A 19,359-nucleotide genomic window follows, 5' to 3' on the forward strand; every position below is an offset into this window, starting at 1 on the left:
GGTGGACACTCACCGCCATGTCGGTTTGCATGGGAATCTCCATGTCCGCCGCCCCCGCGGAAGGCGCCGATGAAGCATCCAGGACCACTGATCACGCTGTTCGCCGGACTGGTGCTCGGCGTGTTCATGCTGTCGCTCAACGCCACGACCGGTGAACCCGCGCCCACCGCCGTCAAGCGTCCTGCCCAGAGCCGGCCGCCGAGCCCGGGCCCGAGCACTCCCGCCCCGGCGTCCCCGGCGCCGACGACCGTCCCGGCCACCAGCCCGGTCGCCCGGCCGCAGACCGAGTACGCGGGCCGCACCGCCGACGACTCGGCGTCCGTCGCCATCTCGCTGCGCGGCGACAAGGCCATCGCGTACTTCTGCGACGGACGTACCCAGGAGGCCTGGATGCGGGGCCCGGTCGAGGACGACGGGGACATGCACCTGACCAGCACCGACACCGACGCCCGGCTGGACGGCTTCCTGGACGCGGGCAGGGTCACCGGCACGGTCCGGACCGGCGGCCGCGACCATCTGTTCACCGCCCCCAAGGCGGACAAGCCGGCCGGGCTGTACCGGGCGACCGCCGAGGTACGCGGCGCCGAGCTCAAGGGCGGCTGGATCATCACACAGGACGGCCGCCAGGTCGGCATCGTCACGCGCGACGGCAAGTCCACCGCGGCTCCCCCGATCGACCCGGCCACGGGCGCCGTCACCGTGGACGGCACCCAGCTGACCGCCCGTCCCGTCGTCCCCTGAGGTCCTTGAGGTGCGTCCGTCATGAGCGTGGACCCGAACGCCCGGAGCGGAGGCTTCCCGCCTCCTCCCCCGCCCCCGTCCCAGCCCCCGTCCGAGCCTGAGGTCGCGAGCCCCGGCGCGGCGCGCTTCCTCGTCCCGGCCCTGGTCGCCGCGGCGGTCGCGGTCGCCCTCGGGGCGTACGGGAAGATCCACACCCCCGCCGCCACCGCCTTCAATCTGGCCGGCTTCAGCAGCCCTGGCGCGGTGAAGGCCTGGCTGTCGACGGTCGCGCTCGCCTTCGCCCTGGTCCAGCTGGTCACGGCACTGACGATGTACGGCCAGATGCCCGGACTGCGTGCCGGGCCGTGGACACCGGTGCTGCACCGCTGGTCGGGCCGGGTCGCGTTCCTGGTGACGGTGCCGGTGGCCGTGCACTGTCTGTACGCGCTGGGCTTTCAGACCGGCACGCCGCGGGCCCTGTGGCACTCGCTACTGGGCTGCTTCTTCTTTGGCGCATTCAGCGCGAAGATGTTGCTGTTGCGCATGGAGCGACTGCCGGGGTGGCTGCTGCCCGTCGTCGGCGGAGTGGTCTTCGTCGTGCTCACCATGCTGTGGCTCACCTCGGCGCTCTGGTTCTTCCGCACGTTTGGAGTGACGGCATGACTGAGGGCAGGACTGACGGCATGACTGACGACGCGAGCGGCGGCATGGAAGACCGTACGAGTGGCCGCGCCGGCAAGCGCGGCGGTGACCGGGTGGGCGGCAAGGGCGCCACGCGCCGTACGGTGCTGATGACCGGCGCCGCCGTGGTCGTGGCAGCGGGCTGCAGCAAGTACGGGGAGGACAGCGGCGGCGGCGAGTCGTTCGTCCCCGCACCCGGCTCGCCGACGGCGTCCCCGCCCGCGAGCGACGGCGCACAGCAGCCCGCGGGCGAGAAGCTGGGGACGACCTCCGAGGTCCCCGAGGGCGGTGGGAAGGTGTTCACCGCACAGAAGGTCGTGGTGACACAGCCGGAGAAGGGCCGGTTCAAAGCCTTCACGGCCATCTGCACCCACCAGGGCTGCACCGTCGACAAGGTCGAGAACGGCACCATCGACTGCCCCTGCCACGGCAGCGAGTTCCGTATCACGGACGGCTCGGTGGCCAGGGGGCCCGCGACCCGGCCCCTGGCGGCGAAGCAGATCGCCGTCTCCGGTAACGAGATCAGACTCGTCTGACGCACCGCGCGGGGAGCCCGGCGGCCGGCCAGTCCCGGGCCCGGCCGACGTCAGGAGCCCGTGAGGCCGGGGCCCTGACGTCGGGAGCCGGTGAGGCGAGGCCCTGACGTCGGGAGCCGGCGACGCCAGAAGCACGGACGGCGCGAGCCCGCGGCGTCAGGAGCTTCTGAGGATCACGAGTTGCCGGGTCGCGCGGGTCATCGCGACATAGCGGTCGACCGCTCCTTCGGTCCCCTCGCCGAACGCCTCCGGGTCGACGAGGACGACCAGGTCGAACTCGAGCCCCTTCGACAGCTCCGGGGTGAGCGACCGGACGCGGGACGTCGCCCGGAACGTGGGATCGCCGATGACGCAGGCGGTCCCGTCGGCGTGCTCGGCGAGCCAGGTGCCGAGGATCGCGTCCCGTTCCGAGAGAGATCCGTGGACAACGGGGACATCACCGCTGCGGATGGAGAGCGGCACGTTGGCGTCCGGAAGCACGGCCCGGATGACCGGCTCGGCCTCCGCCATGACCTCTTTCGGCGTCCGGTAGTTGACGGTCAGGGATGCCACGTCGATCCGGTCGAGCCCGATCCGCCCGAGCCGTTGCCGCCACGTCTCCGTGAACCCGTGCCTGGCCTGGGCGCGGTCCCCGACGATGGTGAAGCTCCGGGACGGGCAGCGGAGCAGCAGCATGTGCCACTCCGCGTCGGTCAGTTCCTGGGCCTCGTCCACGACGATGTGCGCGAACGGGCCGGCGAGCCGGTCCGGGTCGGCGCCGGGCAGTGCGCTGTCGTCGATCAGACTGTCCTGCAGGTCGCGTCCGCGCAGCATCGTCACCGCGCCTTCACCGTCGTCGTCGGCCGCGAGCACGTTGTCGATGACGTCGGACATACGCGCGCGCTGGGCGGCGACGGCTGCCTTCTGCCGGCGCTTCAGCCGGGCCGTCTCCGGGTCGCCGAGCCGCTGCCGTGCGGCGTCGAGGAGCGGCAGGTCGGACACCGTCCATGCCTGGGGGGCGTCCTTGCGCTGGAGCGTGCGGACCTCTTCGGGGCTGAGCCAAGGAGCGCACATCCGCAGGTAGGCGGGTACCGACCACAGGTCGCCGACGAGGTCGGCCGCTTCGAGCAGCGGCCACGCCCGGCCGAGGGTCGTGACCAGCTCCTCGTCGTGCAGCAGCGATCTGCGGAACCGGTCGGCCGGGACCTCGCCGTCGAGCTTGTCCTGAAGGATCTCGACGAGCGCCTCCCAGATCTGCTCGCGCGCCTCGTTGTGCGGAGTGCCCGGTTCCGGTGACGCGAACGCCTCGGCCCAGTCGTCGGCGCTCAGCGGGATGTCGGCCCAGTCGGTCGTGACCGTCATCCCCTCGGCCGGCGGCTCCTCGTAGAACCTGACGGCCGTCTCGATCGCCCGCACCATGTCCGCGGACGACTTCAGGCGGGCCACCCGCGGGTCCGCTTCGGCCGCCGCCCCGGCTCCCTCCGCGACGAGGTCCCGCACGGTGCAGGTCTGCACGCCCTCCTCGCCGAGGCTGGGGAGGACGTCGGCGACGTAGGCCAGGTAGGGCTGGTGCGGACCGACGAACAGCACACCGCCGCGGCGGTGGCCGAGGCGGGGGTCGGAGTAGAGGAGGTAGGCGGAACGGTGCAGAGCGACGACGGTCTTCCCCGTACCCGGACCGCCGTCGACGACGAGAGCGCCCCGCGACCCCGCGCGGATGACGGCGTCCTGGTCGGCCTGGATGGTGGCGAGCACGTCCCGCATCCGGGCCGACCTGCTGCTGCCCAGACTGGCGATGAACGCGGACTGGTCGTCGAGCGCGGCATGCCGTTCGAGCCCGTCGGCGGTGAACACCTCGTCCCAGTAGTCGCTGACCCGGCCGCGGGTCCAGCGGTATCTGCGGCGGCTCGCCAGGCCCATCGGGTTGGCGTGGGTCGCCGCGAAGAACGGCTCGGCCGCGGGCGAGCGCCAGTCGAGCAGCAGCCGGCGCCCCGCGCTGTCGGTGAGGCCGAGTCGTCCGACGTACACGGGCTCGGGGTCGTCCGCGCTGACCATGCGTCCGAGGCACAGGTCCAGACCGAAGCGGCGCAGGGCGCCCAGACGACCGGTCAGCCGGTGGACCTCCGCGTCCCGCTCCATCGCTTCCCGGCCGATGCCACCGGGTGCCCTGCGTGCGGCGTCGAGGCGGTCGGACAGTTCGTCGATCGCCTGCTCGAGGCTCTCCGCGACGGCGGCGAAGTGCTGCTCGTCGTCGGCGACCAGCGTCGGGGCGGCCTTGGGAGCGAGACGTGCGTGCAGCGCGAACGCGCTGGCGGTCAGGGGGTTCATGTCATCGGCTCCGATCTGACGTCGCGTCCGTGGTACCCGGCTGTACCCGCACCCGGCCCCCGGCTGGGAGTGCCCGCAGCCGCGGCGCGAGTCGGGCCACCGGCTCGCCGGCAGCGCACGGCCCAAGGACCGACAAAAGCAAACGCACTTCGTGAATCTCCGATTTCCGCAGGTTCTGGCTTCGGCGTGCGATTCTGCGGCATGACCCGGGCCTTGCCGCAAGCCCCCCGGTGCGCTATACCTTGAGAGTGGCGAGAGGTGGGTATGCCCTCTCGCCTTTCTCATGCGCCGTGGACGGACAGGGCGGCCCCGGCTGACACGGCATAGCCTGTCGCGCATGACTCCCGAAGCGCTGATACGTGATCACACCGTCTACTCCTGTGTGATGGGCTCACGAGCCTTCGGACTGGCCACGGACGACAGTGACACGGACCTCCGCGGGGTCTTCCTCGCCCCCACCCCGCTCTACTGGCGCTTCGACAAGCCCCCGACGCATGTGGAGGGCCCTGCGGACGAGCAGTTCAGCTGGGAGCTGGAGCGCTTCTGCGAGCTGGCGCTGCGCGCCAATCCGAACATCCTGGAGTGCCTGCACTCCCCGCTGGTCGAGTACGTCGACGACACCGGCCGTGAACTGCTCGCCCTGCGCGAGGCGTTCCTGTCGCGCCAGGCCCATGTCACCTTCGCCCGCTATGCACTCGGCCAGCGGCGCAAGCTGGAGGCCGATGTACGCCGGCACGGGGCACCGCGCTGGAAGCACGCCATGCATCTGCTGCGGCTGATGGCTTCCTGCCGGAATCTGCTGCGCACCGGGCGGCTGGTCGTCGACGTCGGCGACGACCGTGAGCGGCTGCTCGCGGTCAAACGCGGCGAGATGCTCTGGGCCGATGTGGAGTCCTGGATGGCACGGCTGTCCGACGAGGCCGACCGGGCCGCCCCCGGCAGCCCGCTTCCCGAGGAGCCGGACCGGCGGCGTGTGGAGGACTTCCTGGTCCGTACGCGCCGGGCTGCCGTGGGGTGACCAGGGCCCTGAACGGGGCCGGGACGGGCGGCACCGACGGGGATCTCCCTGGTCAGGTGTCCGCGGTCCGGCACCGCCCGGACAGGACCTGAGCCCGTCCTCACCGCCGCCCGGCCACAGCACTAGGTGTATTGCCCTGTCCGATGGGTCAGGGCATCACGCGGGTGACGACCGGCCGGGCTTGACCCACATGTCAAACGGTTCTTGGCCTTCGCCTGCCGCGCCGGCTGGGTGGCGAACCGCCAGGAAGTGCCGGTCGGGTGATCGGTGAGCAGCCCTTGATGTCTCCGAGGCGTGCGCGCTGAACGCGTTGGCCCCGGTCAGCTGTCGGCTCTGAGGGCGTCCAGGTGCCGTCGCAGTACCTGTCGGAGCAGCTTCGGCGGATAGCGGTCCGGCAGCAGCGTTGCCTGGAGATTGAGTCCGTCGAGGAGGGCGGCCAATCGCGTGCTTTCCAGTTCGATGTCCAAGCCGCTTGGCAGTCCGCCGGCGCACAGGGCCTCGTGCAGCACACGTGCCATCAGGGTGTGCAGGTCGGCCTGCATTTCGGCGGCACAGGGCTGCAGTTCGGGGCGGGTGAGTGCTGCGGCGGTGAAGGCGAGCCAGAGTGCGGACTCCTGGCGGCGGGCCTCGTCCAGGGGGAGGAACTCGGCCAGGAGCTCTTCCGTTCCGGCCCGGCGGTCGGTGCAGCCGTCAGGAGCCAGGAGCCGCTCGGCGTGGATGCGGACGCGGTCGCTGATGCGCTGGCTCAGCTCCCTCATCGTGAAGGTCATCAACTCGTCGTGGTCGGCGAAGTAGTGGCGGACCGAGCCAATGGCGAGTCCGGCTTCATCGGCGACGTTGCGCAGCGACGCATGCTCCAGCCCATGCCGGGCGGCGACGGAAAGGACGGCCTGCGCCACTGCCCTGCGGCGGGCGACGGGATCGACGATCTTTGGCACGTTGCCTTTATAGCACGGCCGAGCTAACATCCTTTTTTAGCTCAAGCGCGCCATAAAGATGGGTGGTACCCGCGTGAACCCCTGGCTGCTCGCTGCGATCATCGCGGTGGTCGTGATCGCGGTCGTGATCAAACGGATGATCGGTGAACCGGTCAACGCGAAGGACCTCTTCGTGGCCCCGGCGATCCTGACCGGGATCGGAATCCTGTCCCTCGTCAAGAAGACGGAACTGACCGGCACCGACCTCACTTGGGTCGTCGCGGGCGCCGTCTTCGGTGCGGCACTCGGCGCACTCCGTGGCGCCACCGTTCAGCTCGTCGACAAGGGAGGTGTCCTGTGGCAGCGATACACCGGCCGCACCTTCCTCGCCCTCATCGGCACCCTGGCAGTCGCAGCCGGCTTCAGCATCCTGGCGGTGAAGATGGGCATGCACGAGAACGCACGCCCCATCCAGCTGTCCATCGGCGTGAGCTTCCTGGGCGAGTCCCTCATGGTCGGCCGCCGCGGAATGACTTCGGGGATCCCCTTCGCCCCGGCACGTACTCGCTGACTCCTTGTCATACCCGTGCCCGCATGTGTCGGACCCGCTCTGGCGGCATCGTCCGGCAGGTCATGAGCGGAGCCACAGATGAATGGCAGCGACGGTCACGGTGCCATGGAAGATGTACGCCCTCTTGTCGAATCGGGTGGCTACGGCGCGGAAGCCCTTGAGCGCGTTGATGGTCCGCTCGAACGCGGCTCGGCGGTGCGGGCGCCTGCGGCATGTTGATGGGCGCGGCAGGCGGTCGAGTCCACGCTGACCATGCTCCAGTCAATCCGGCCTTCAGTATCGGCATCAGCCTGGACGGCCCGCAGGATCCTTTCCCACGTGCCGTCCGCCGACCAGCTGCGATGTCTGTCGTGCGCTGCCTTCCGCCTCCCGAACCGGGCTGGCAGATCACGCCACGAGATACCAGTCGGCTGGCGGAAGAGAATGCCGTTGATCACCCTGCGGTGACTCTTCCAACGCCCGCCTCGTCCCTCGTTCTTCGGCAACCCCCTAGCGCGCCAGGCGCGTCCGTACGACGAAGTCGTCCAGGGCGGCGAACACACCCGGCTCGTCGGGCAGTGCCGTCCGTGCCTGTGCCTCGTCCAGGTCGGCGTGCAGCGCGTCGATGTCCGCGCGGACCGCCGCGGTGCCGACCGTCGCGGGGCCGTGCTCGGCCTCCGTCTTGGCCGCGACGAGCTCGGGCAGATAGTCCGGGGCCTTCACCTCCCCGAGGAGCGTGGGCAGATGCGCCTGCACCTGCCCGGTGCGCATCAGATGGATGCCGGTGAGCAGCGCCCTGAAGGTGTAGAGCAGCGGCTTCAGTTCGCCGCTCTTGTCGAAGAGCCGCCACTGGGTGCCCGCGAAGCCGCGGTAGTGGTGGGCGTGGTGCCGGGTGAGCACACCGGGGGCCAGCGCCGCCAGCTCGGCGTGCTCCTGCGTCGTGTGGACGACCAGCGGTGACAGCAGCTGTTCCAGCACGTAGCCGTTGCGCCGCAGCATCAGCCGCACGAACTTGCGGAGATCGTGAGTCACGAGGTCCATCTCGGTACCGTCCCGGTCCCACATCCGGGACCGGGTCTCCTCCGGCTCCCGCAGCCCCACGAGCCGTTCCACCGGCAGCACATGGACCCCCCGCAGGTCCACGTCGGAGTCCCGGGAGGGGAATCCGTAGAGGTGCGCACCGGACACCGTGGCGAAGAGCAGGGGGTCCGGCTGCTCGGCGACGACAGAGGTGAGGTCAACGCTCAGGGCATCCAGCATGGCTCAAGCATCCCAGAGCGCCCCGAGCGTCAGCAGTTCGCTCCGGTACTCGATGCGCTCCGCCCATTCCTTGGGCCATGCCGCCGCCCCCAGATGCGCTCCGGCGAACGCCCCGGCGAGGCAGGCGATCGAGTCCGAGTCGCCCCGGGTGCAGGCTGCGCGGCGCAGGGCCAGCAGGGGCCGGTCGGGGAAGAGCAGGAAGCAGTGCAGGGCCGTGGCGAGGGCCTCCTCGGCTATCCAGCCGTCGCCCGTGGCGATGCACGGGTCGACTTCCGGATTCGGTTCGCGCAGCGCGGACGCCAGCCTTTCCAGAGCGCCCAGGCACTCGTCCCAGCCGCGCCGGATGAAGTCCTCGGGCGTGGCGTCGTGCGCACGGGTCCACAGGTCGCCCAGCCAGCGCTGGTGGTAGCGGGAGCGGTTCTCGTACGCGTAGGACCGCAGCCTGCCGACCAGACCGAGCGGTTCCGTGCCCTGGGCGAGCAAGAACACCGCCCGTGCGGTGAGGTCGGAGGCGGCGAGCGCCGTGGGGTGACCGTGGGTGAGTGCCGCCTGGAGCTGTGCGGCACCGGCTCGCTGGCCTTCGCTCAGCCGGGGTACGAGTCCGACGGGTGCGACGCGCATATTGGCCCCGCAGCCCTTGGAATCGATCTGGCTGGCGTCCTGCCAGGGCATGTCGCTGTCGAGCTTCTGGCAGGCGACCAGGCAGGTGCGGCCGGGGGCGCGGTTGTTGTCCGGTGAGTGGTACCAGTCCACGAACTCCTCGCGTACCGGCCTCGTCATCCGCAGCGGGTCGAGCGGGCCGCGGTCCGTGGCGGTGCGGATGCCGCGGGCGAGAGCGAGGGTCATCTGGGTGTCGTCGGTGACGATCGCGGGCTTCGGCAGGGCCATGTCCCGCCAGGGCCCGCACTTGGCCAGGATCGAGGGCACGTCGTTGAACTCGGTGGGGAATCCGAGTGCGTCACCGAGGGCCAGCCCGGTCAGGGTTCCGGTGGCCGCCTGCTTGGTGGCGGTCCTCATCGGGGTCATGTCGGTTGCCGTCCTTCCGGTCGCAGGAGTGGAGGGTGCAGGGCGGTCGCCGGCCCCGCACGGTAGAGCGCGGCCGGCTTGCCCCGGCCGCCGGTCAGGCGCGCGGCCCCCGCGACGGCCTCGACGAAGCCGGGTGTGGTGAGGACCTTGCGCCGAAAGTTGGGGCGGTCGAGTTCGACCCCCCAGACGGTCTCGTACACCTGCCGCAGCTCGCCGAGGGTGAACTCGGCGGGGCAGAAGGCGGTGGCGAGGCAGGTGTACTCGAGCTTGGCTCCGACGCGGTCGTGGGCGTCGGCGAGGATGCGGTCGTGGTCGAAGGCGAGACGGACGCGGCTGCCCCAGGGCACCCACTGGGCGTGTGCGGCGTCGCCGCCGCCGTGCGGCTCCGGCAGGTCGGGGACGAGCGCGGTGTAGGCGACCGACACCACCCGCATACGGGGGTCGCGGTCCGGGTCGCTGTACGTCCGCAGCTGCTCGAGGTGCAGCGCGGCGACGGTGTCCTCGGACAGCCCGCTCTCCTCGGCGAGTTCACGGCGGGCGGCCTGGCCGGCGGACTCCCGGGGCAGGACGAAGCCGCCGGGCAGTGCCCAGGCGCCCTTGAAGGGCTCCTGTCCCCGCTCGATGAGCAGCACCTGCAACTCGCCGTCGCGGACCGTGAAGACGGCGAGGTCGACGGTGACCGCGAAGGGCGGGAAGGCGCGCGGGTCGTAGGCGGCGGGGCCGGATCCGTCGGTCATCCGTTCACCACCGCTCCGGCATGGGGGGCCTCCCCGCCGTAGGTAGGGGGAGGATCGGCGAACTGCCAGCCATCGGCGAGCAGTTCGTCGACGGCGGCGACAGCCGTGGCCAGCCGGTGCCCGTGCGGACCGCTCAGGGTGAGGAACCTCCGCCCGGTGCGGGCGAGCCGGTCGGCGAAGCGGGCGGTCATCCAGGGCCGCAGGTGCTCGCCGTCGCGCAGTCCGTCGTCCTCGAAGGGCACGCCCCTGTGGTCGGTGAGCAGCCACAGGTCGCCCCTGCCGCGCGCCGCGATCCGGGTGACCTCGTCGCTGGGCCCGCCCATGTAGCGCTCGTGCCAGATGGTGGTGGCGAAGGCGTCGGTGTCGCAGATGAGCACGGGCGATCCGATACGGGCCGCGGCGTCCTCGCGCTCGGCCTGCCGCCGCGCGATCAGAGGGAAGTCCTCGGTGCGGAAGCGGACGTCGGACCAGTCGGCACCGGGTCGACCGGCCCGCAGCCGGGCCAGCTTCTGCTCGCTGAACTCCCTTCCGTACTCGGGGACGCAGCCGGTGCGCGACCAGATTCCGCCTCGCGCCCGGAAATGCCCGGCGAGCGCCGTGGCCAGGGTCGTGGTGCCGGTCGACTCGGCGCCGAGTACGACGATCCGGCGGGCGAGCGCGGCACGCACCGGCGGCTCCAGGAAGTCCCAGCAGCCGACGGGGTCCTTGCGCACGGCCGTACCGGACACCGGGAAGACCGTGCGGCCGGGGTCGACGCAGACGGAGTCGGCACGGAAGCGGCGGGCGAGCTCGGTGCCGTACGACTCGGAGGTGAAGACGGCGTCCACGCGCCGGGGCACGGCCGCCCGGAAGATCGCCATGTGCGCGTCCCAGACGGCCGGGTCGGTGAGGTCGACGGGGACGTCGTCGACGGCGCCCACGACATCGACGTCCGGGTGCACTTCGCGCATCCATGCCACGCGGTCCCCGAGCGGTACGGACTCGACGGAGGCGGCGCAAACGAGCACGGTGAGCCGCTCGCAGCGGTCACGGGCGGTGCGTACGAGATGGTGGTGACCGGCGTGCGGCGGATAGAACTTGCCGAGCACGAGGCCGTGGCCGTAGCGCTTCATACCGGCGTCGCCTCCGCCGCCCGCGGTCGCTGCGCGGCTGCCCCGTCGCGTGACCAGGAGCGCAGCCCGTTCACGCACAGGGCCAGGAACCCGGCGTAGAGCAGCGAGGTGAGGTAGAGCTGCTTGTAGGCGTACAGCGGCACGTAGACGAGGTCCGCCGCGATCCACAACCACCAGGACTCCAGCCGCTTCCGGCACTGACCGTAGGTCGCCATCAGCGAGAGCGCGGTGGTCAGCGCGTCCCAGAAGGGGACGGTCGAGTCGGTGGCGCGCTCCAGGAGCAGCGTCAGCCCGAGGGTCCCCACCACCCCCGCCGCGAGCAGCCACATCCACTCGGTGCGCGTCGTGCGGCGCACCGGGAGGATGCCGGAGCCTGGTCCACCCCCGTGGGTCCAGGTCCACCAGCCGTAGGCGGCGAGGGTGATGAAGACGACCTGCAGCGCCGCGTCGGCGTACAGGCCGGCCTGCGTGAACAGCAGCACGAACAGGACGTTGTTGGCGATGCCGATGGGCCAGTTGGCGAGGTGCTGACGGGCGACCAGCCAGACGCAGAGCGCCCCGCTGCCGAAGCCGAGCACCTCGGTCCAGCTCACCGAGGTGCCGAGCAGCGTGAACAGCGGCCGCTGCAAGGGTTCGAGGACGTCTGCCGGGTTCACACCCGCCTCCCTTCTTAAGAGTCATTCTGACTATAAAGCGAGGAAGGGTGGCCCGACAAGCACAAGAAGCTCCGGCCCGAGAAGCAGCCGGAGCACTGCGAGGTGCTGTACACCGGTTGCCGCTGGGCCGAGAAAGGCCGACGCGCGTGCGGTGCTTCGGCGGCTGAGCCGGAATCCGGTCCGGTGCTCCCCGAGGGCAAGTACGCTGAGCCGGTCCTGTCAGAGGCGTCAGCGTGAGCCCGGGAAGGGAGTCGGCCGGCATGGACGGACCCCTGCTGCACCAGCGCTGTCCGCGGCTGGTCGCCTCGCTGCCGCACCTGCGGCTCGGCGACGGGCCGACGCCCGTACGCGAACTGACCGGGATCGTCCGCGGCGTGACGCTCTGGTGCAAGGACGAGAGCGCGTTCGGCTCGGGAGGCTGGGGCGGCAACAAGGTCCGCAAGCTGGAGTGGATCCTTCCCGATGTACGCCGCCGGGGAGCCCACACGATCCTCACGGTGGGCGGACTCGGCACGAACTGGGGCCTGGCGACGGCGCTCTACGCCCGTGAGCAGGGCCTGCACACCGCACTGGCGCTGATCGACCAGCCGGTCGACGACCATGTGAGGGCTCAGGTGCGGCGGCTGCGGCGGTCAGGCGCCACCCTCCACTTCACCCACACGAAGCCGCGGACCGTCGCGGCCGCCCCCTGGCTCTTCCTCCGCCATGCGCGCGGCGGGCGGTGGCCGTACTTCCTCCCCGCGGGAGGCTCCGCCCCGATCGGCACGCTCGGCTATGTCGAGGCCGCCTTCGAGCTCGCGGCACAGGTGGCGGCCGGGGACCTCCCCGAGCCCTCCCATGTCGTCACCGCCGTCGGCTCGGGAGGGACCGCGGCGGGACTGACACTCGGTCTTCGGCTCGCGGGGCTGCGCACCCGTGTCGTGGGCGTGGTCGTCAATGACACCCTGCGGCTGGACGCGACCGCCGTCGTCACCCTCGCCGCGAAGACCGGGCGACTGCTGCGTCAGCGGGGGGCGGACCTTCCGCCGGCCCGGCTCACCCCGGACGATGTGACGATGGTCCGGGACTGGCTGGGACCCGGATACGGCCACAGCACACCGGCGGCCGTCGACGCGCAGCGCCTCGCCGCGAAGGAGGGGTGGCTCGGGCTCGAACCCGTCTACACGGCGAAAGCACTGGCCGCGCTGATCGCCATGGCGGACGACGGCCGGTTCGGCGCCGGGCCCGTGCTCTTCCTCCAGACACACGGACCCCGGGATACGGCCTGATCCACAAGGCACCGCCGGGGTCCCGCGGTCGGCCATGCGCCGAAGGCCAACCGTCGGGACTGACAGCGGCGGGGTCCGTCGAAGAGCCTCAGGCGCCGCCCGGAAGGATCAGAGGCCGACTTCCTTCATCAGCATGCCGACCTCGGTGTTGCTCAGCCGGCGCAGCCAGCCCGACTTCTGGTCGCCCAGCGCGATCGGCCCGAAGGAGGTACGGACGAGCTTGTCGACCGGGAAGCCGGCCTCGGCGAGCATCCGGCGCACGATGTGCTTGCGGCCCTCGTGGAGGGTCACCTCGACGAGGTAGTTCTTCCCGGTCTGCTCGACGACCCGGAAGTGGTCGGCGCGGGCGTAGCCGTCCTCGAGCGGGATGCCGTCCTTGAGGCGCTTGCCGACCTCCCGGGGCAGCGGACCCTGGATGGCCGCGAGGTAGGTCTTCTTGACGCCGTACTTGGGGTGGGTGAGACGGTGGGCCAGCTCGCCGTGGTTGGTGAGCAGGATGATGCCCTCGGTCTCGGTGTCGAGCCGGCCGACGTGGAAGAGACGCGTCTCACGGTTGGTGACGTAGTCACCGAGGCACTGGCGGCCGTCGGGGTCCTCCATGGTGGAGACGACTCCGGCGGGCTTGTTGAGCGCGAAGAACTGGTGCGACTGGGTCGCGACCGTCAGCCCGTCGACCTTGATCTCGTCCTTCTCGGGGTCGACCCGGAGGCCCTGCTCGACCACGATCGAGCCGTTGACCTCGACGCGGGCCTGTTCGATCAGCTCCTCGCAGGCGCGCCGCGAGCCGTAACCGGCGCGGGCCAGCACCTTCTGCAGCCGCTCGCCCTCCTGCTCCGCGCCGGGGAAGGTCTTGGGCGTCTTGATCTGCGGCTTGCCCGCGTAGCGCTCGCGGTTGCGCTCCTCGGCCCGGGTTTCGTACTCACGCGAGCGTGCCGGGGCCGTACGGCCGCCGCCGCGCTGCTCGGACTGCTTCGGGCCGCCCTTGGCGCCGCCCCGGGCAGCCGTGCCACGGCCCTTGCGGGGCCCCTCGGACGGGGACCCTCCGACGTCGTAGCGGCGCTCTTCGGGACGGGGCTTGCCCGCGCGCTTCTGCTTGTCGTCGCGCGATCCCCCAGCCTTCGACCGGGAGGTGCCCCCACCGGCACCCCGGTAGTCGCCGCGTCCGCTGCTGTTCCTGCCGCTGCTTCGCATCAAAGTTCCGTCGTCGTCGTGTCGTCATCGTCTGCGTCCGGAGCATCCGGATCGAACGACGGCACCCCTTCCTGGGTCTCGGCCTCGATCGCCTCCGCCTCGGGGAGGAACGGCGCGAGCTCCGGGAGCTCGTCCAGGCCGCGCAGGCCCATCCGCTCCAGGAAGTAGTTCGTCGTCCTGTACAGGATCGCACCTGTTTCGGGTTCCGCGCCCGCCTCCTCCACCAATCCGCGCTGGAGCAGGGTGCGCATGACGCCGTCGCAGTTCACTCCGCGGACGGCCGAGACCCGGGACCGGCTCACCGGCTGGCGGTAGGCGACCACCGCGAGGGTCTCCAGGGCCGCCTGGGTGAGCCGGGCCTGCTGCCCGTCGAGCACGAAGCGCTCGACGGCATCGGCGTACTCGGGCCGGGTGTAGTAGCGCCAGCCCCCGGCGACCAGCCGCAGCTCGAATCCGCGCCCCTGGACGGTGTACTCGTCCGCGAGCTCACGCAGGGCGTCCGCGACCGCTTTGCGCGGCCGCTGCAGCACCTTGGCCAGGTGTTCCTCGGTGGCCGGCTCGTCGACCACCATGAGCACGGCTTCGAGCGCGGGCTTGAGCGCCGGCTCGGGTGCGGCCCCGAGCGCGGACTCGAGCGGGGACTCGAGGTCGCCGCTCACGTCCACGGCACTCTGATCCACGTCGCTCATGCCTTCTCCTCCGTGATCTCGGGTGCCCGGTCGAACTCGTCGGTGACGTGCGCGGCGGAATCACCGCCCGCCCAGGTGACCGTGAGCTCCCCCAGGGCGGTCTCCTGGTCGAGGGCGACGGCCTTGTCACGATAGAGCTCCAGCAGCGCGAGGAACCGGGCGACCACGGTGAGGGTGTCCGTCACGCCTTCGGTCAGCTCGCGGAAGCTGGCCCTGCCGCGCTCCCGCAGCAGGGCCACGACCAGCTCGCCCTGCTCCCGCACGCTCACCAGAGGCGCATGGATGTGGTCGACGTAGACCTGGGGTTTCGGCTTGGGCTGCATGGCCTTGACGGCCAGCTTGGCGAAGCCTTCCGCTCCGATGCTGATGACGACTTCGGGGAGCAGCTCGGCATGGTGGTCCTCGAGGCCCACCGTCCGCGGGTACCGCCTCGACTCGTCTTCGAGCCGCCCGCTGAAGATCTCCGCGATCCGCTTGTACGCGCGGTACTGCAGCAGTCGCGCGAACAGCAGGTCCCGTGCCTCGAGCAGCGCGAGATCCGCCTCGTCCTCGACCTCGGCGGTGGGCAGCAGCCGGGCCGCCTTGAGGTCCAGCAGGGTCGCGGCGACCACGAGGAACTCCGTGGTCTGGTCGAGGTCCCAGTCGGGTCCCATGGCCCGGATGTGGGCCATGAACTCGTCGGTGACCTTGGACAGGGCGACCTCGGTCACATCCAGCTTGTGCTTGGAGATCAGCTGCAGGAGGAGGTCGAAGGGGCCCTCGAAATTGGCCAGCCGCACGGTGAACCGACCGTCGTCCGGCGCGGGCGTCGAATCACCGCCCTCACCGCCCTCGCCGCCCTGGTCGGCGGCCTCGGCGCCGGCCCTGGACGGGCTCCCGGCCTGCCCCGGCGCCTCGTGGTCCACCGAGACCTTCCGCGCCGGGAGGTGCTCCTCGGTCCGGTCGGCCGCGGTGTCCGCGGTCGCGGCTCCGGCTCCGGCTCCGGCTCCGGCTCCGGCTCCGGCTCCGGCTCCGGCGGCAGGAGATCCCGCCACGACCGCCGCTGCCCCGCCGCCGGTGCCCTGGTCACCGGAGTCGTCCGCCGGGGCCTTTCCCGGGCCCTCGAGGACCGCGATCCGCGGGCCGGACGGGGTGGCGTCCACGACCTCGGAGACACCCTCGGACACTCCGTCGGCCACGCCGTCCGACGCGGCGGGGGCGGTGTCCTGGGGGCCGGGGCGCGAGGGCTCGGGAGGGGGAGCCGGCTGCCGTGGCCCGGACGCACCAGGGCCACGGCCGAGCGCGCGGCGCGGGGCGCGAGGGGCGGAAGCAGCCGGGTCGTCGGTGGGGGGCATGGCGGTCCAGGGTGCGGAAAGGGACGGGCCCGCGCAGGCTATCCCGTCAGCGACCGCGCAGCCGCCGCACCAGGATGCTCGCGTCGCCCCGGGATTCCAGATCCGCGAGCACGACCGCCACCGCCTCGCGCACGATGCGCCCCCGGTCGACGGCGAGCCCGTGCTCCCCGCGGAGCACCAGGCGCGCGTGCTCCAGGTCGATCAGCTCCTCGGCCGAGACATAGACCGTGATCTTCTCGTCGTGGCGCTCACGGCCGCTGGGACGCCGGTTGCTGCTCCGTCCCCGGCGCCTCGGCGCCGCTCCCGGAGCGGGCGCGGCGGAGGTCCGGCCCTTCGCCGGTGCCGTGTCTCCCTCGGCGGCCGTGGTACGGCTGCGCGGTTCGGGGGTGTCGGCCTCCTCTCCCGCAGGAGCGTGCTCCTCCCCCGCCGCACTGGCGGAGGGGGCAGCCACGGTGGATGCCGCCGACTCATCCGCCGGGGCCGCCGGTGCCGGCAAGCGCGTCTCCCCGTTGGCGGCGTTCGCCCCCCGCCGCGGGGACGACGACTGCAGCGCCGTGCCCCCGGTCGTACGGAACAACTCGTCGGCCCCGGGCAGACTCACTCGGCGTGACACCGGGCGAGCACCTCCCTGGCGAGCTGGCGATAAGCGGCGGCGCCGACCGAGTTGCTGGCGTACGTGGTGATGGGCTCACCGGCGACCGTGGTCTCCGGGAAACGCACCGTGCGCCCGATCACCGTGTGGTAGACGTGGTCGTCGAACGCCTCGACCACTCGCGCCAGCACCTCACGGCTGTGGACCGTGCGCGAGTCGTACATGGTGGCCAGGATGCCGTCGAGCTCCAGCTCGGGGTTGAGCCGCTCCTGCACCTTCTCGATGGTCTCGGTCAGCAGCGCGACACCGCGCAGCGCGAAGAACTCGCACTCCAGCGGCACGATGACCTTGTGAGCCGCCGTCAGGGCGTTCACCGTGAGCAGACCGAGCGAGGGCTGGCAGTCGATGACGATGTAGTCGTAGTCCTGCATCAGCGGCTTCAGGGCGCGCTGGAGCGTCGACTCCCGGGCGACCTCGCTCACCAACTGCACCTCGGCGGCGGAGAGGTCGATGTTGCTCGGCAGCAGGTCCATGTTGGGCACTGCCGTCTTCAGCAGGACCTCGTCCGCGGACATGCCCCGCTCCATGAGCAGGTTGTAGACCGTGAGGTCGAGCTCCATCGGGTTCACGCCGAGGCCGACCGACAGGGCTCCCTGCGGGTCGAAGTCGACGAGCAGGACACGCCGTCCGTACTCCGCGAGTGCCGCGCCCAGATTGATGGTCGACGTCGTCTTGCCGACGCCGCCCTTCTGGTTGCACATCGCGATGATCTTCGCGGGGCCGTGGTCGGTCAGCGGGCCCGGGATCGGGAAGTACGGCAGCGGCCGCCCGGTGGGGCCGATGCGCTCACGGCGCTGGCGCGCCGCGTCGGGCGCGAGCGTGGCCGCGTACTCGGGGTCGGGCTCGTATTCGGCGTCTGGGTCGTAGAAGTGCCCCTGGGGCACCTCGTCGTACTCGGCGAAGTGGGTGGACTCTCGGCCACTCTCGTTGCCGGCCATGGCGTTCACGTGTCGGCCGTCCATCATCTTCTTCTTGTGGGCTGTCGTCGTCATGTGCTGGCGGGTCGCGAAGGTACGGACAGCGACGGAGCCGACAGCTTCGTGCCCGGACGCAAAACCCCTGTCCGGCGCAGGGGGTACCCCCACGCACTCGGGCTGCAGAGGGTGGATGCCTGCATGACCACCCCCGGGAGAAAATGTCGACTCATTCACAAGTCGTCTTACCTCCTTGGACGTGACCAGGAAACTTATCGATAGGTCAGCGTGGCACCATGCCGACGGTTGGCGACTCTATGGCGTGTCACCGGTCCGCAGCAACACAATCCGCCGGACCCGGCCCGATGTGTCGGCAACCCAACCCCTCCCTGTCAAGGGTGCACGGCGGTCGATCGGTGCTTTTCGCGGGTGTGCGAAACGGTTGAACCGTTGCGTTCGAGGCGAGTTGAACCATTACCCCACCCGCTCCGGACACACATCCGGCCGGACCTTGTTCGTCAAGGTCCGGCCGGATGTGTGATGTTGACGACCTGAATTGACAAGTACGTCGCTCTTGTTCAGCCGAGGAGGGTGGCCAGCTCCACGGACTCGAGGCCGTGCGCCTCGGCAACCTCCTTGTAAACGACCTGGCCCTCATGGACGTTGAGGCCCTTGGCCAGCGCCGGATCACGGCGCAGCGCCTCGACCCAGCCGTTGTTCGCCAGCGAGACGACGTACGGCAGCGTGGCGTTGGTGAGTGCGTTGGTGGAGGTGTTCGGCACCGCGCCCGGCATGTTGGCGACGCAGTAGAAGACCGAGTTGTGGACCATGAAGGTCGGCTCGGCGTGGGTGGTGGGACGGGAGTCCTCGAAGCAGCCGCCCTGGTCGATCGCGATGTCGACAAGGACACTTCCCGGCTTCATCCGGGAGACCAGCTCGTTGGTGACCAGCTTCGGCGCCTTGGCACCCGGGATGAGGACCGCGCCGATGACGAGGTCGGCATCGAGGACGGCCTTCTCCAGCTCGAAGGAGTTGGACATGACGGCCTTGACCTTGGTGCCGAAGATCTTGTCGGCCTCGCGCAGCTTGTTGATGTCCCGGTCCAGCAGGGTCACGTCGAAGCCCATGCCGACGGCGATCTGCGTGGCGTTCCAGCCGGAGACACCGCCGCCGATGACGACGGCCTTGGCCGGGGTGACACCCGGGACGCCGCCGGGCAGCACACCACGGCCGCCGACCGCGCGCATCAGGTGGTAGGCGCCGACCTGCGGGGCCAGCCGGCCCGCGACCTCGGACATCGGGGCGAGCAGCGGCAGGGCGCGGCTCGGCAGCTCGACCGTCTCGTAGGCGATGGCGGTGGTGCCGGACTCGACCAGGGCGTCCGTGCACTCCTTGGAGGCCGCCAGGTGCAGGTAGGTGAAGAGGACCTGGTCCTTGCGGAGACGGTGGTACTCCTCCGCGATGGGCTCCTTGACCTTGAGCACCATGTCGGCCGTGGCCCAGACCTCGTCGGCGGTGGGCAGGATCTGCGCACCGGCGGCGACGAACTCCTCGTCCGTGATCGAGGAGCCGACGCCGGCGTTCGCCTCGATGAAGACCTGGTGTCCGTTGCGGACGAGCTCATGCACTCCGGCAGGGGTGATGGCCACCCGGAACTCGTTGTTCTTGACCTCGCGGGGGATGCCGACCTTCACGTCGATCACGGTCCTTGGCTCAGGGGGATTTTTGGTGCAATTCCATATTTACCCGGATACGTACGGCGCACCGGAAGGGACCGGAGCGACGCCCGGC

The 19,359-nt window shown here is 70.9% G+C and carries 19 protein-coding genes and 1 pseudogene; 6 read left to right on the forward strand and 14 right to left on the reverse strand.

Features of this window, described 5'->3' with window-relative positions:
• The first annotated feature begins 69 nt into the window (after window positions 1–69).
• Genes ACTWOL_RS07640 through ACTWOL_RS07650 form a run of 3 tightly spaced genes read left to right on the forward strand, consistent with a single transcriptional unit; the run spans window position 70 to window position 1,937 of the window.
• A complete protein-coding gene (locus ACTWOL_RS07640) occupies window positions 70–741 on the forward strand; it encodes a hypothetical protein (protein WP_474295686.1) in 672 nt (223 codons plus the stop codon).
• A gap of 21 nt (window positions 742–762) precedes the next feature.
• Window positions 763–1,383: a DUF6529 family protein gene (locus tag ACTWOL_RS07645; RefSeq protein ID WP_474295688.1), complete on the forward strand. Its 621-nt coding sequence runs from the start codon at window positions 763–765 to the stop codon at window positions 1,381–1,383.
• Window positions 1,384–1,403: 20 nt separating this feature from the next.
• On the forward strand, window positions 1,404–1,937 hold the full coding sequence (locus tag ACTWOL_RS07650) for a Rieske (2Fe-2S) protein (protein ID WP_474295690.1): 534 nt from the start codon (window positions 1,404–1,406) through the stop codon (window positions 1,935–1,937).
• A 156-nt stretch (window positions 1,938–2,093) separates the two neighbouring features.
• On the opposite strand, the gene helR is transcribed toward ACTWOL_RS07650, so the two are convergent.
• Window positions 2,094–4,244 (reverse strand): RNA polymerase recycling motor ATPase HelR, encoded by a 2,151-nt coding sequence (gene helR / locus ACTWOL_RS07655; RefSeq protein ID WP_474295691.1) that lies wholly within the window; start codon window positions 4,242–4,244, stop codon window positions 2,094–2,096.
• 337 nt (window positions 4,245–4,581) lie between these two features.
• On the opposite strand from helR, the gene ACTWOL_RS07660 reads away from it, so the two are divergent.
• A complete protein-coding gene (locus tag ACTWOL_RS07660) occupies window positions 4,582–5,262 on the forward strand; it encodes a nucleotidyltransferase domain-containing protein (protein WP_474295693.1) in 681 nt (226 codons plus the stop codon).
• Between the two features lie 320 nt (window positions 5,263–5,582).
• Here the strand turns inward: ACTWOL_RS07660 and ACTWOL_RS07665 are convergent, their stop codons facing one another.
• Complete coding sequence (locus ACTWOL_RS07665; protein ID WP_474295695.1) at window positions 5,583–6,200, reverse strand: TetR/AcrR family transcriptional regulator; 618 nt, start codon at window positions 6,198–6,200, stop codon at window positions 5,583–5,585.
• 73 nt (window positions 6,201–6,273) lie between these two features.
• Here ACTWOL_RS07665 and ACTWOL_RS07670 point away from each other — a divergent pair, with 73 nt between their 5' ends.
• The gene (locus ACTWOL_RS07670; protein WP_474295697.1) at window positions 6,274–6,750 is read left to right on the forward strand and encodes a DUF1453 domain-containing protein; all 477 of its coding nucleotides are present in this window, start codon (window positions 6,274–6,276) and stop codon (window positions 6,748–6,750) included.
• Window positions 6,751–6,893: 143 nt separating this feature from the next.
• Here the strand turns inward: ACTWOL_RS07670 and ACTWOL_RS07675 are convergent.
• From ACTWOL_RS07675 to pnuC, 6 genes and pseudogenes are all read right to left on the reverse strand, one after another.
• A pseudogene (locus ACTWOL_RS07675) lies at window positions 6,894–7,235 on the reverse strand (transposase); the annotation flags it as partial.
• A gap of 4 nt (window positions 7,236–7,239) precedes the next feature.
• Window positions 7,240–7,989 (reverse strand): nucleotidyltransferase domain-containing protein, encoded by a 750-nt coding sequence (locus ACTWOL_RS07680; RefSeq protein WP_474295699.1) that lies wholly within the window; start codon window positions 7,987–7,989, stop codon window positions 7,240–7,242.
• A gap of 3 nt (window positions 7,990–7,992) precedes the next feature.
• The gene (locus ACTWOL_RS07685) at window positions 7,993–9,006 is read right to left on the reverse strand and encodes an ADP-ribosylglycohydrolase family protein (RefSeq protein WP_474301110.1); all 1,014 of its coding nucleotides are present in this window, start codon (window positions 9,004–9,006) and stop codon (window positions 7,993–7,995) included.
• A gap of 5 nt (window positions 9,007–9,011) precedes the next feature.
• Window positions 9,012–9,752, reverse strand: a complete 741-nt coding sequence (locus ACTWOL_RS07690; RefSeq protein ID WP_474295701.1) for an NUDIX hydrolase — start codon at window positions 9,750–9,752, stop codon at window positions 9,012–9,014.
• Window positions 9,749–10,864 carry an AAA family ATPase gene (locus ACTWOL_RS07695; protein WP_474295703.1) on the reverse strand — a complete coding sequence of 372 codons (1,116 nt, stop codon included), beginning with the start codon at window positions 10,862–10,864 and terminating at the stop codon, window positions 9,749–9,751. The genes ACTWOL_RS07690 and ACTWOL_RS07695 overlap by 4 nt, the downstream gene beginning before the upstream one ends.
• Entirely contained in the window at window positions 10,861–11,520 is a 660-nt protein-coding gene (gene pnuC / locus ACTWOL_RS07700; protein ID WP_474295705.1) for a nicotinamide riboside transporter PnuC, read from the reverse strand. The genes ACTWOL_RS07695 and pnuC overlap by 4 nt, the downstream gene beginning before the upstream one ends.
• Window positions 11,521–11,780: 260 nt before the next feature.
• On the opposite strand from pnuC, the gene ACTWOL_RS07705 reads away from it, so the two are divergent.
• Window positions 11,781–12,788, forward strand: coding sequence for a 1-aminocyclopropane-1-carboxylate deaminase/D-cysteine desulfhydrase (locus tag ACTWOL_RS07705; RefSeq protein WP_474295707.1), 1,008 nt, complete (start codon window positions 11,781–11,783; stop codon window positions 12,786–12,788).
• Between the two features lie 108 nt (window positions 12,789–12,896).
• Here the strand turns inward: ACTWOL_RS07705 and ACTWOL_RS07710 are convergent, their stop codons facing one another.
• The 6 genes from ACTWOL_RS07710 to ald form a co-directional block, all read right to left on the reverse strand.
• Complete coding sequence (locus tag ACTWOL_RS07710) at window positions 12,897–13,652, reverse strand: pseudouridine synthase (protein WP_474301111.1); 756 nt, start codon at window positions 13,650–13,652, stop codon at window positions 12,897–12,899.
• Window positions 13,653–13,978: 326 nt separating this feature from the next.
• Window positions 13,979–14,668: an SMC-Scp complex subunit ScpB gene (gene scpB, locus ACTWOL_RS07715; RefSeq protein ID WP_474295709.1), complete on the reverse strand. Its 690-nt coding sequence runs from the start codon at window positions 14,666–14,668 to the stop codon at window positions 13,979–13,981.
• Window positions 14,665–16,002: a segregation and condensation protein A gene (locus tag ACTWOL_RS07720; protein ID WP_474295711.1), complete on the reverse strand. Its 1,338-nt coding sequence runs from the start codon at window positions 16,000–16,002 to the stop codon at window positions 14,665–14,667. Before ACTWOL_RS07720 ends, scpB begins: the two co-directional genes overlap by 4 nt.
• Before the next feature lie 46 nt (window positions 16,003–16,048).
• The gene (locus ACTWOL_RS07725) at window positions 16,049–16,615 is read right to left on the reverse strand and encodes a hypothetical protein (RefSeq protein WP_474295713.1); all 567 of its coding nucleotides are present in this window, start codon (window positions 16,613–16,615) and stop codon (window positions 16,049–16,051) included.
• The gene (locus tag ACTWOL_RS07730; RefSeq protein ID WP_474295716.1) at window positions 16,600–17,646 is read right to left on the reverse strand and encodes a ParA family protein; all 1,047 of its coding nucleotides are present in this window, start codon (window positions 17,644–17,646) and stop codon (window positions 16,600–16,602) included. The genes ACTWOL_RS07725 and ACTWOL_RS07730 overlap by 16 nt, the downstream gene beginning before the upstream one ends.
• 500 nt (window positions 17,647–18,146) lie before the next feature.
• The gene (ald, locus tag ACTWOL_RS07735; RefSeq protein ID WP_474301113.1) at window positions 18,147–19,262 is read right to left on the reverse strand and encodes an alanine dehydrogenase; all 1,116 of its coding nucleotides are present in this window, start codon (window positions 19,260–19,262) and stop codon (window positions 18,147–18,149) included.
• Between the last annotated feature and the right edge of the window lie 97 nt (window positions 19,263–19,359).

The sequence above is a fragment of the Micromonospora sp. IBHARD003 genome, from assembly GCF_056106285.1.

Excerpts from the sequence above, each read along its gene's own strand:
- ACTWOL_RS07640 (WP_474295686.1), top strand. The coding sequence starts at position 70 with ATGAAGCATCCAGGACCACTGATCACGCTGTTCGCCGGACTGGTGCTC.
- ACTWOL_RS07645 (WP_474295688.1), top strand. The coding sequence starts at position 763 with ATGAGCGTGGACCCGAACGCCCGGAGCGGAGGCTTCCCGCCTCCTCCC.
- ACTWOL_RS07650 (WP_474295690.1), top strand. The coding sequence starts at position 1,404 with ATGACTGACGACGCGAGCGGCGGCATGGAAGACCGTACGAGTGGCCGC.
- helR (WP_474295691.1), bottom strand. The coding sequence starts at position 4,244 with ATGAACCCCCTGACCGCCAGCGCGTTCGCGCTGCACGCACGTCTCGCT.
- ACTWOL_RS07660 (WP_474295693.1), top strand. The coding sequence starts at position 4,582 with ATGACTCCCGAAGCGCTGATACGTGATCACACCGTCTACTCCTGTGTG.
- ACTWOL_RS07680 (WP_474295699.1), bottom strand. The coding sequence starts at position 7,989 with ATGCTGGATGCCCTGAGCGTTGACCTCACCTCTGTCGTCGCCGAGCAG.
- ACTWOL_RS07685 (WP_474301110.1), bottom strand. The coding sequence starts at position 9,006 with ATGAGGACCGCCACCAAGCAGGCGGCCACCGGAACCCTGACCGGGCTG.
- ACTWOL_RS07690 (WP_474295701.1), bottom strand. The coding sequence starts at position 9,752 with ATGACCGACGGATCCGGCCCCGCCGCCTACGACCCGCGCGCCTTCCCG.
- ACTWOL_RS07695 (WP_474295703.1), bottom strand. The coding sequence starts at position 10,864 with ATGAAGCGCTACGGCCACGGCCTCGTGCTCGGCAAGTTCTATCCGCCG.
- ACTWOL_RS07705 (WP_474295707.1), top strand. The coding sequence starts at position 11,781 with ATGGACGGACCCCTGCTGCACCAGCGCTGTCCGCGGCTGGTCGCCTCG.
- scpB (WP_474295709.1), bottom strand. The coding sequence starts at position 14,668 with ATGAGCGACGTGGATCAGAGTGCCGTGGACGTGAGCGGCGACCTCGAG.
- ACTWOL_RS07720 (WP_474295711.1), bottom strand. The coding sequence starts at position 16,002 with ATGCCCCCCACCGACGACCCGGCTGCTTCCGCCCCTCGCGCCCCGCGC.
- ACTWOL_RS07730 (WP_474295716.1), bottom strand. The coding sequence starts at position 17,646 with ATGACGACGACAGCCCACAAGAAGAAGATGATGGACGGCCGACACGTG.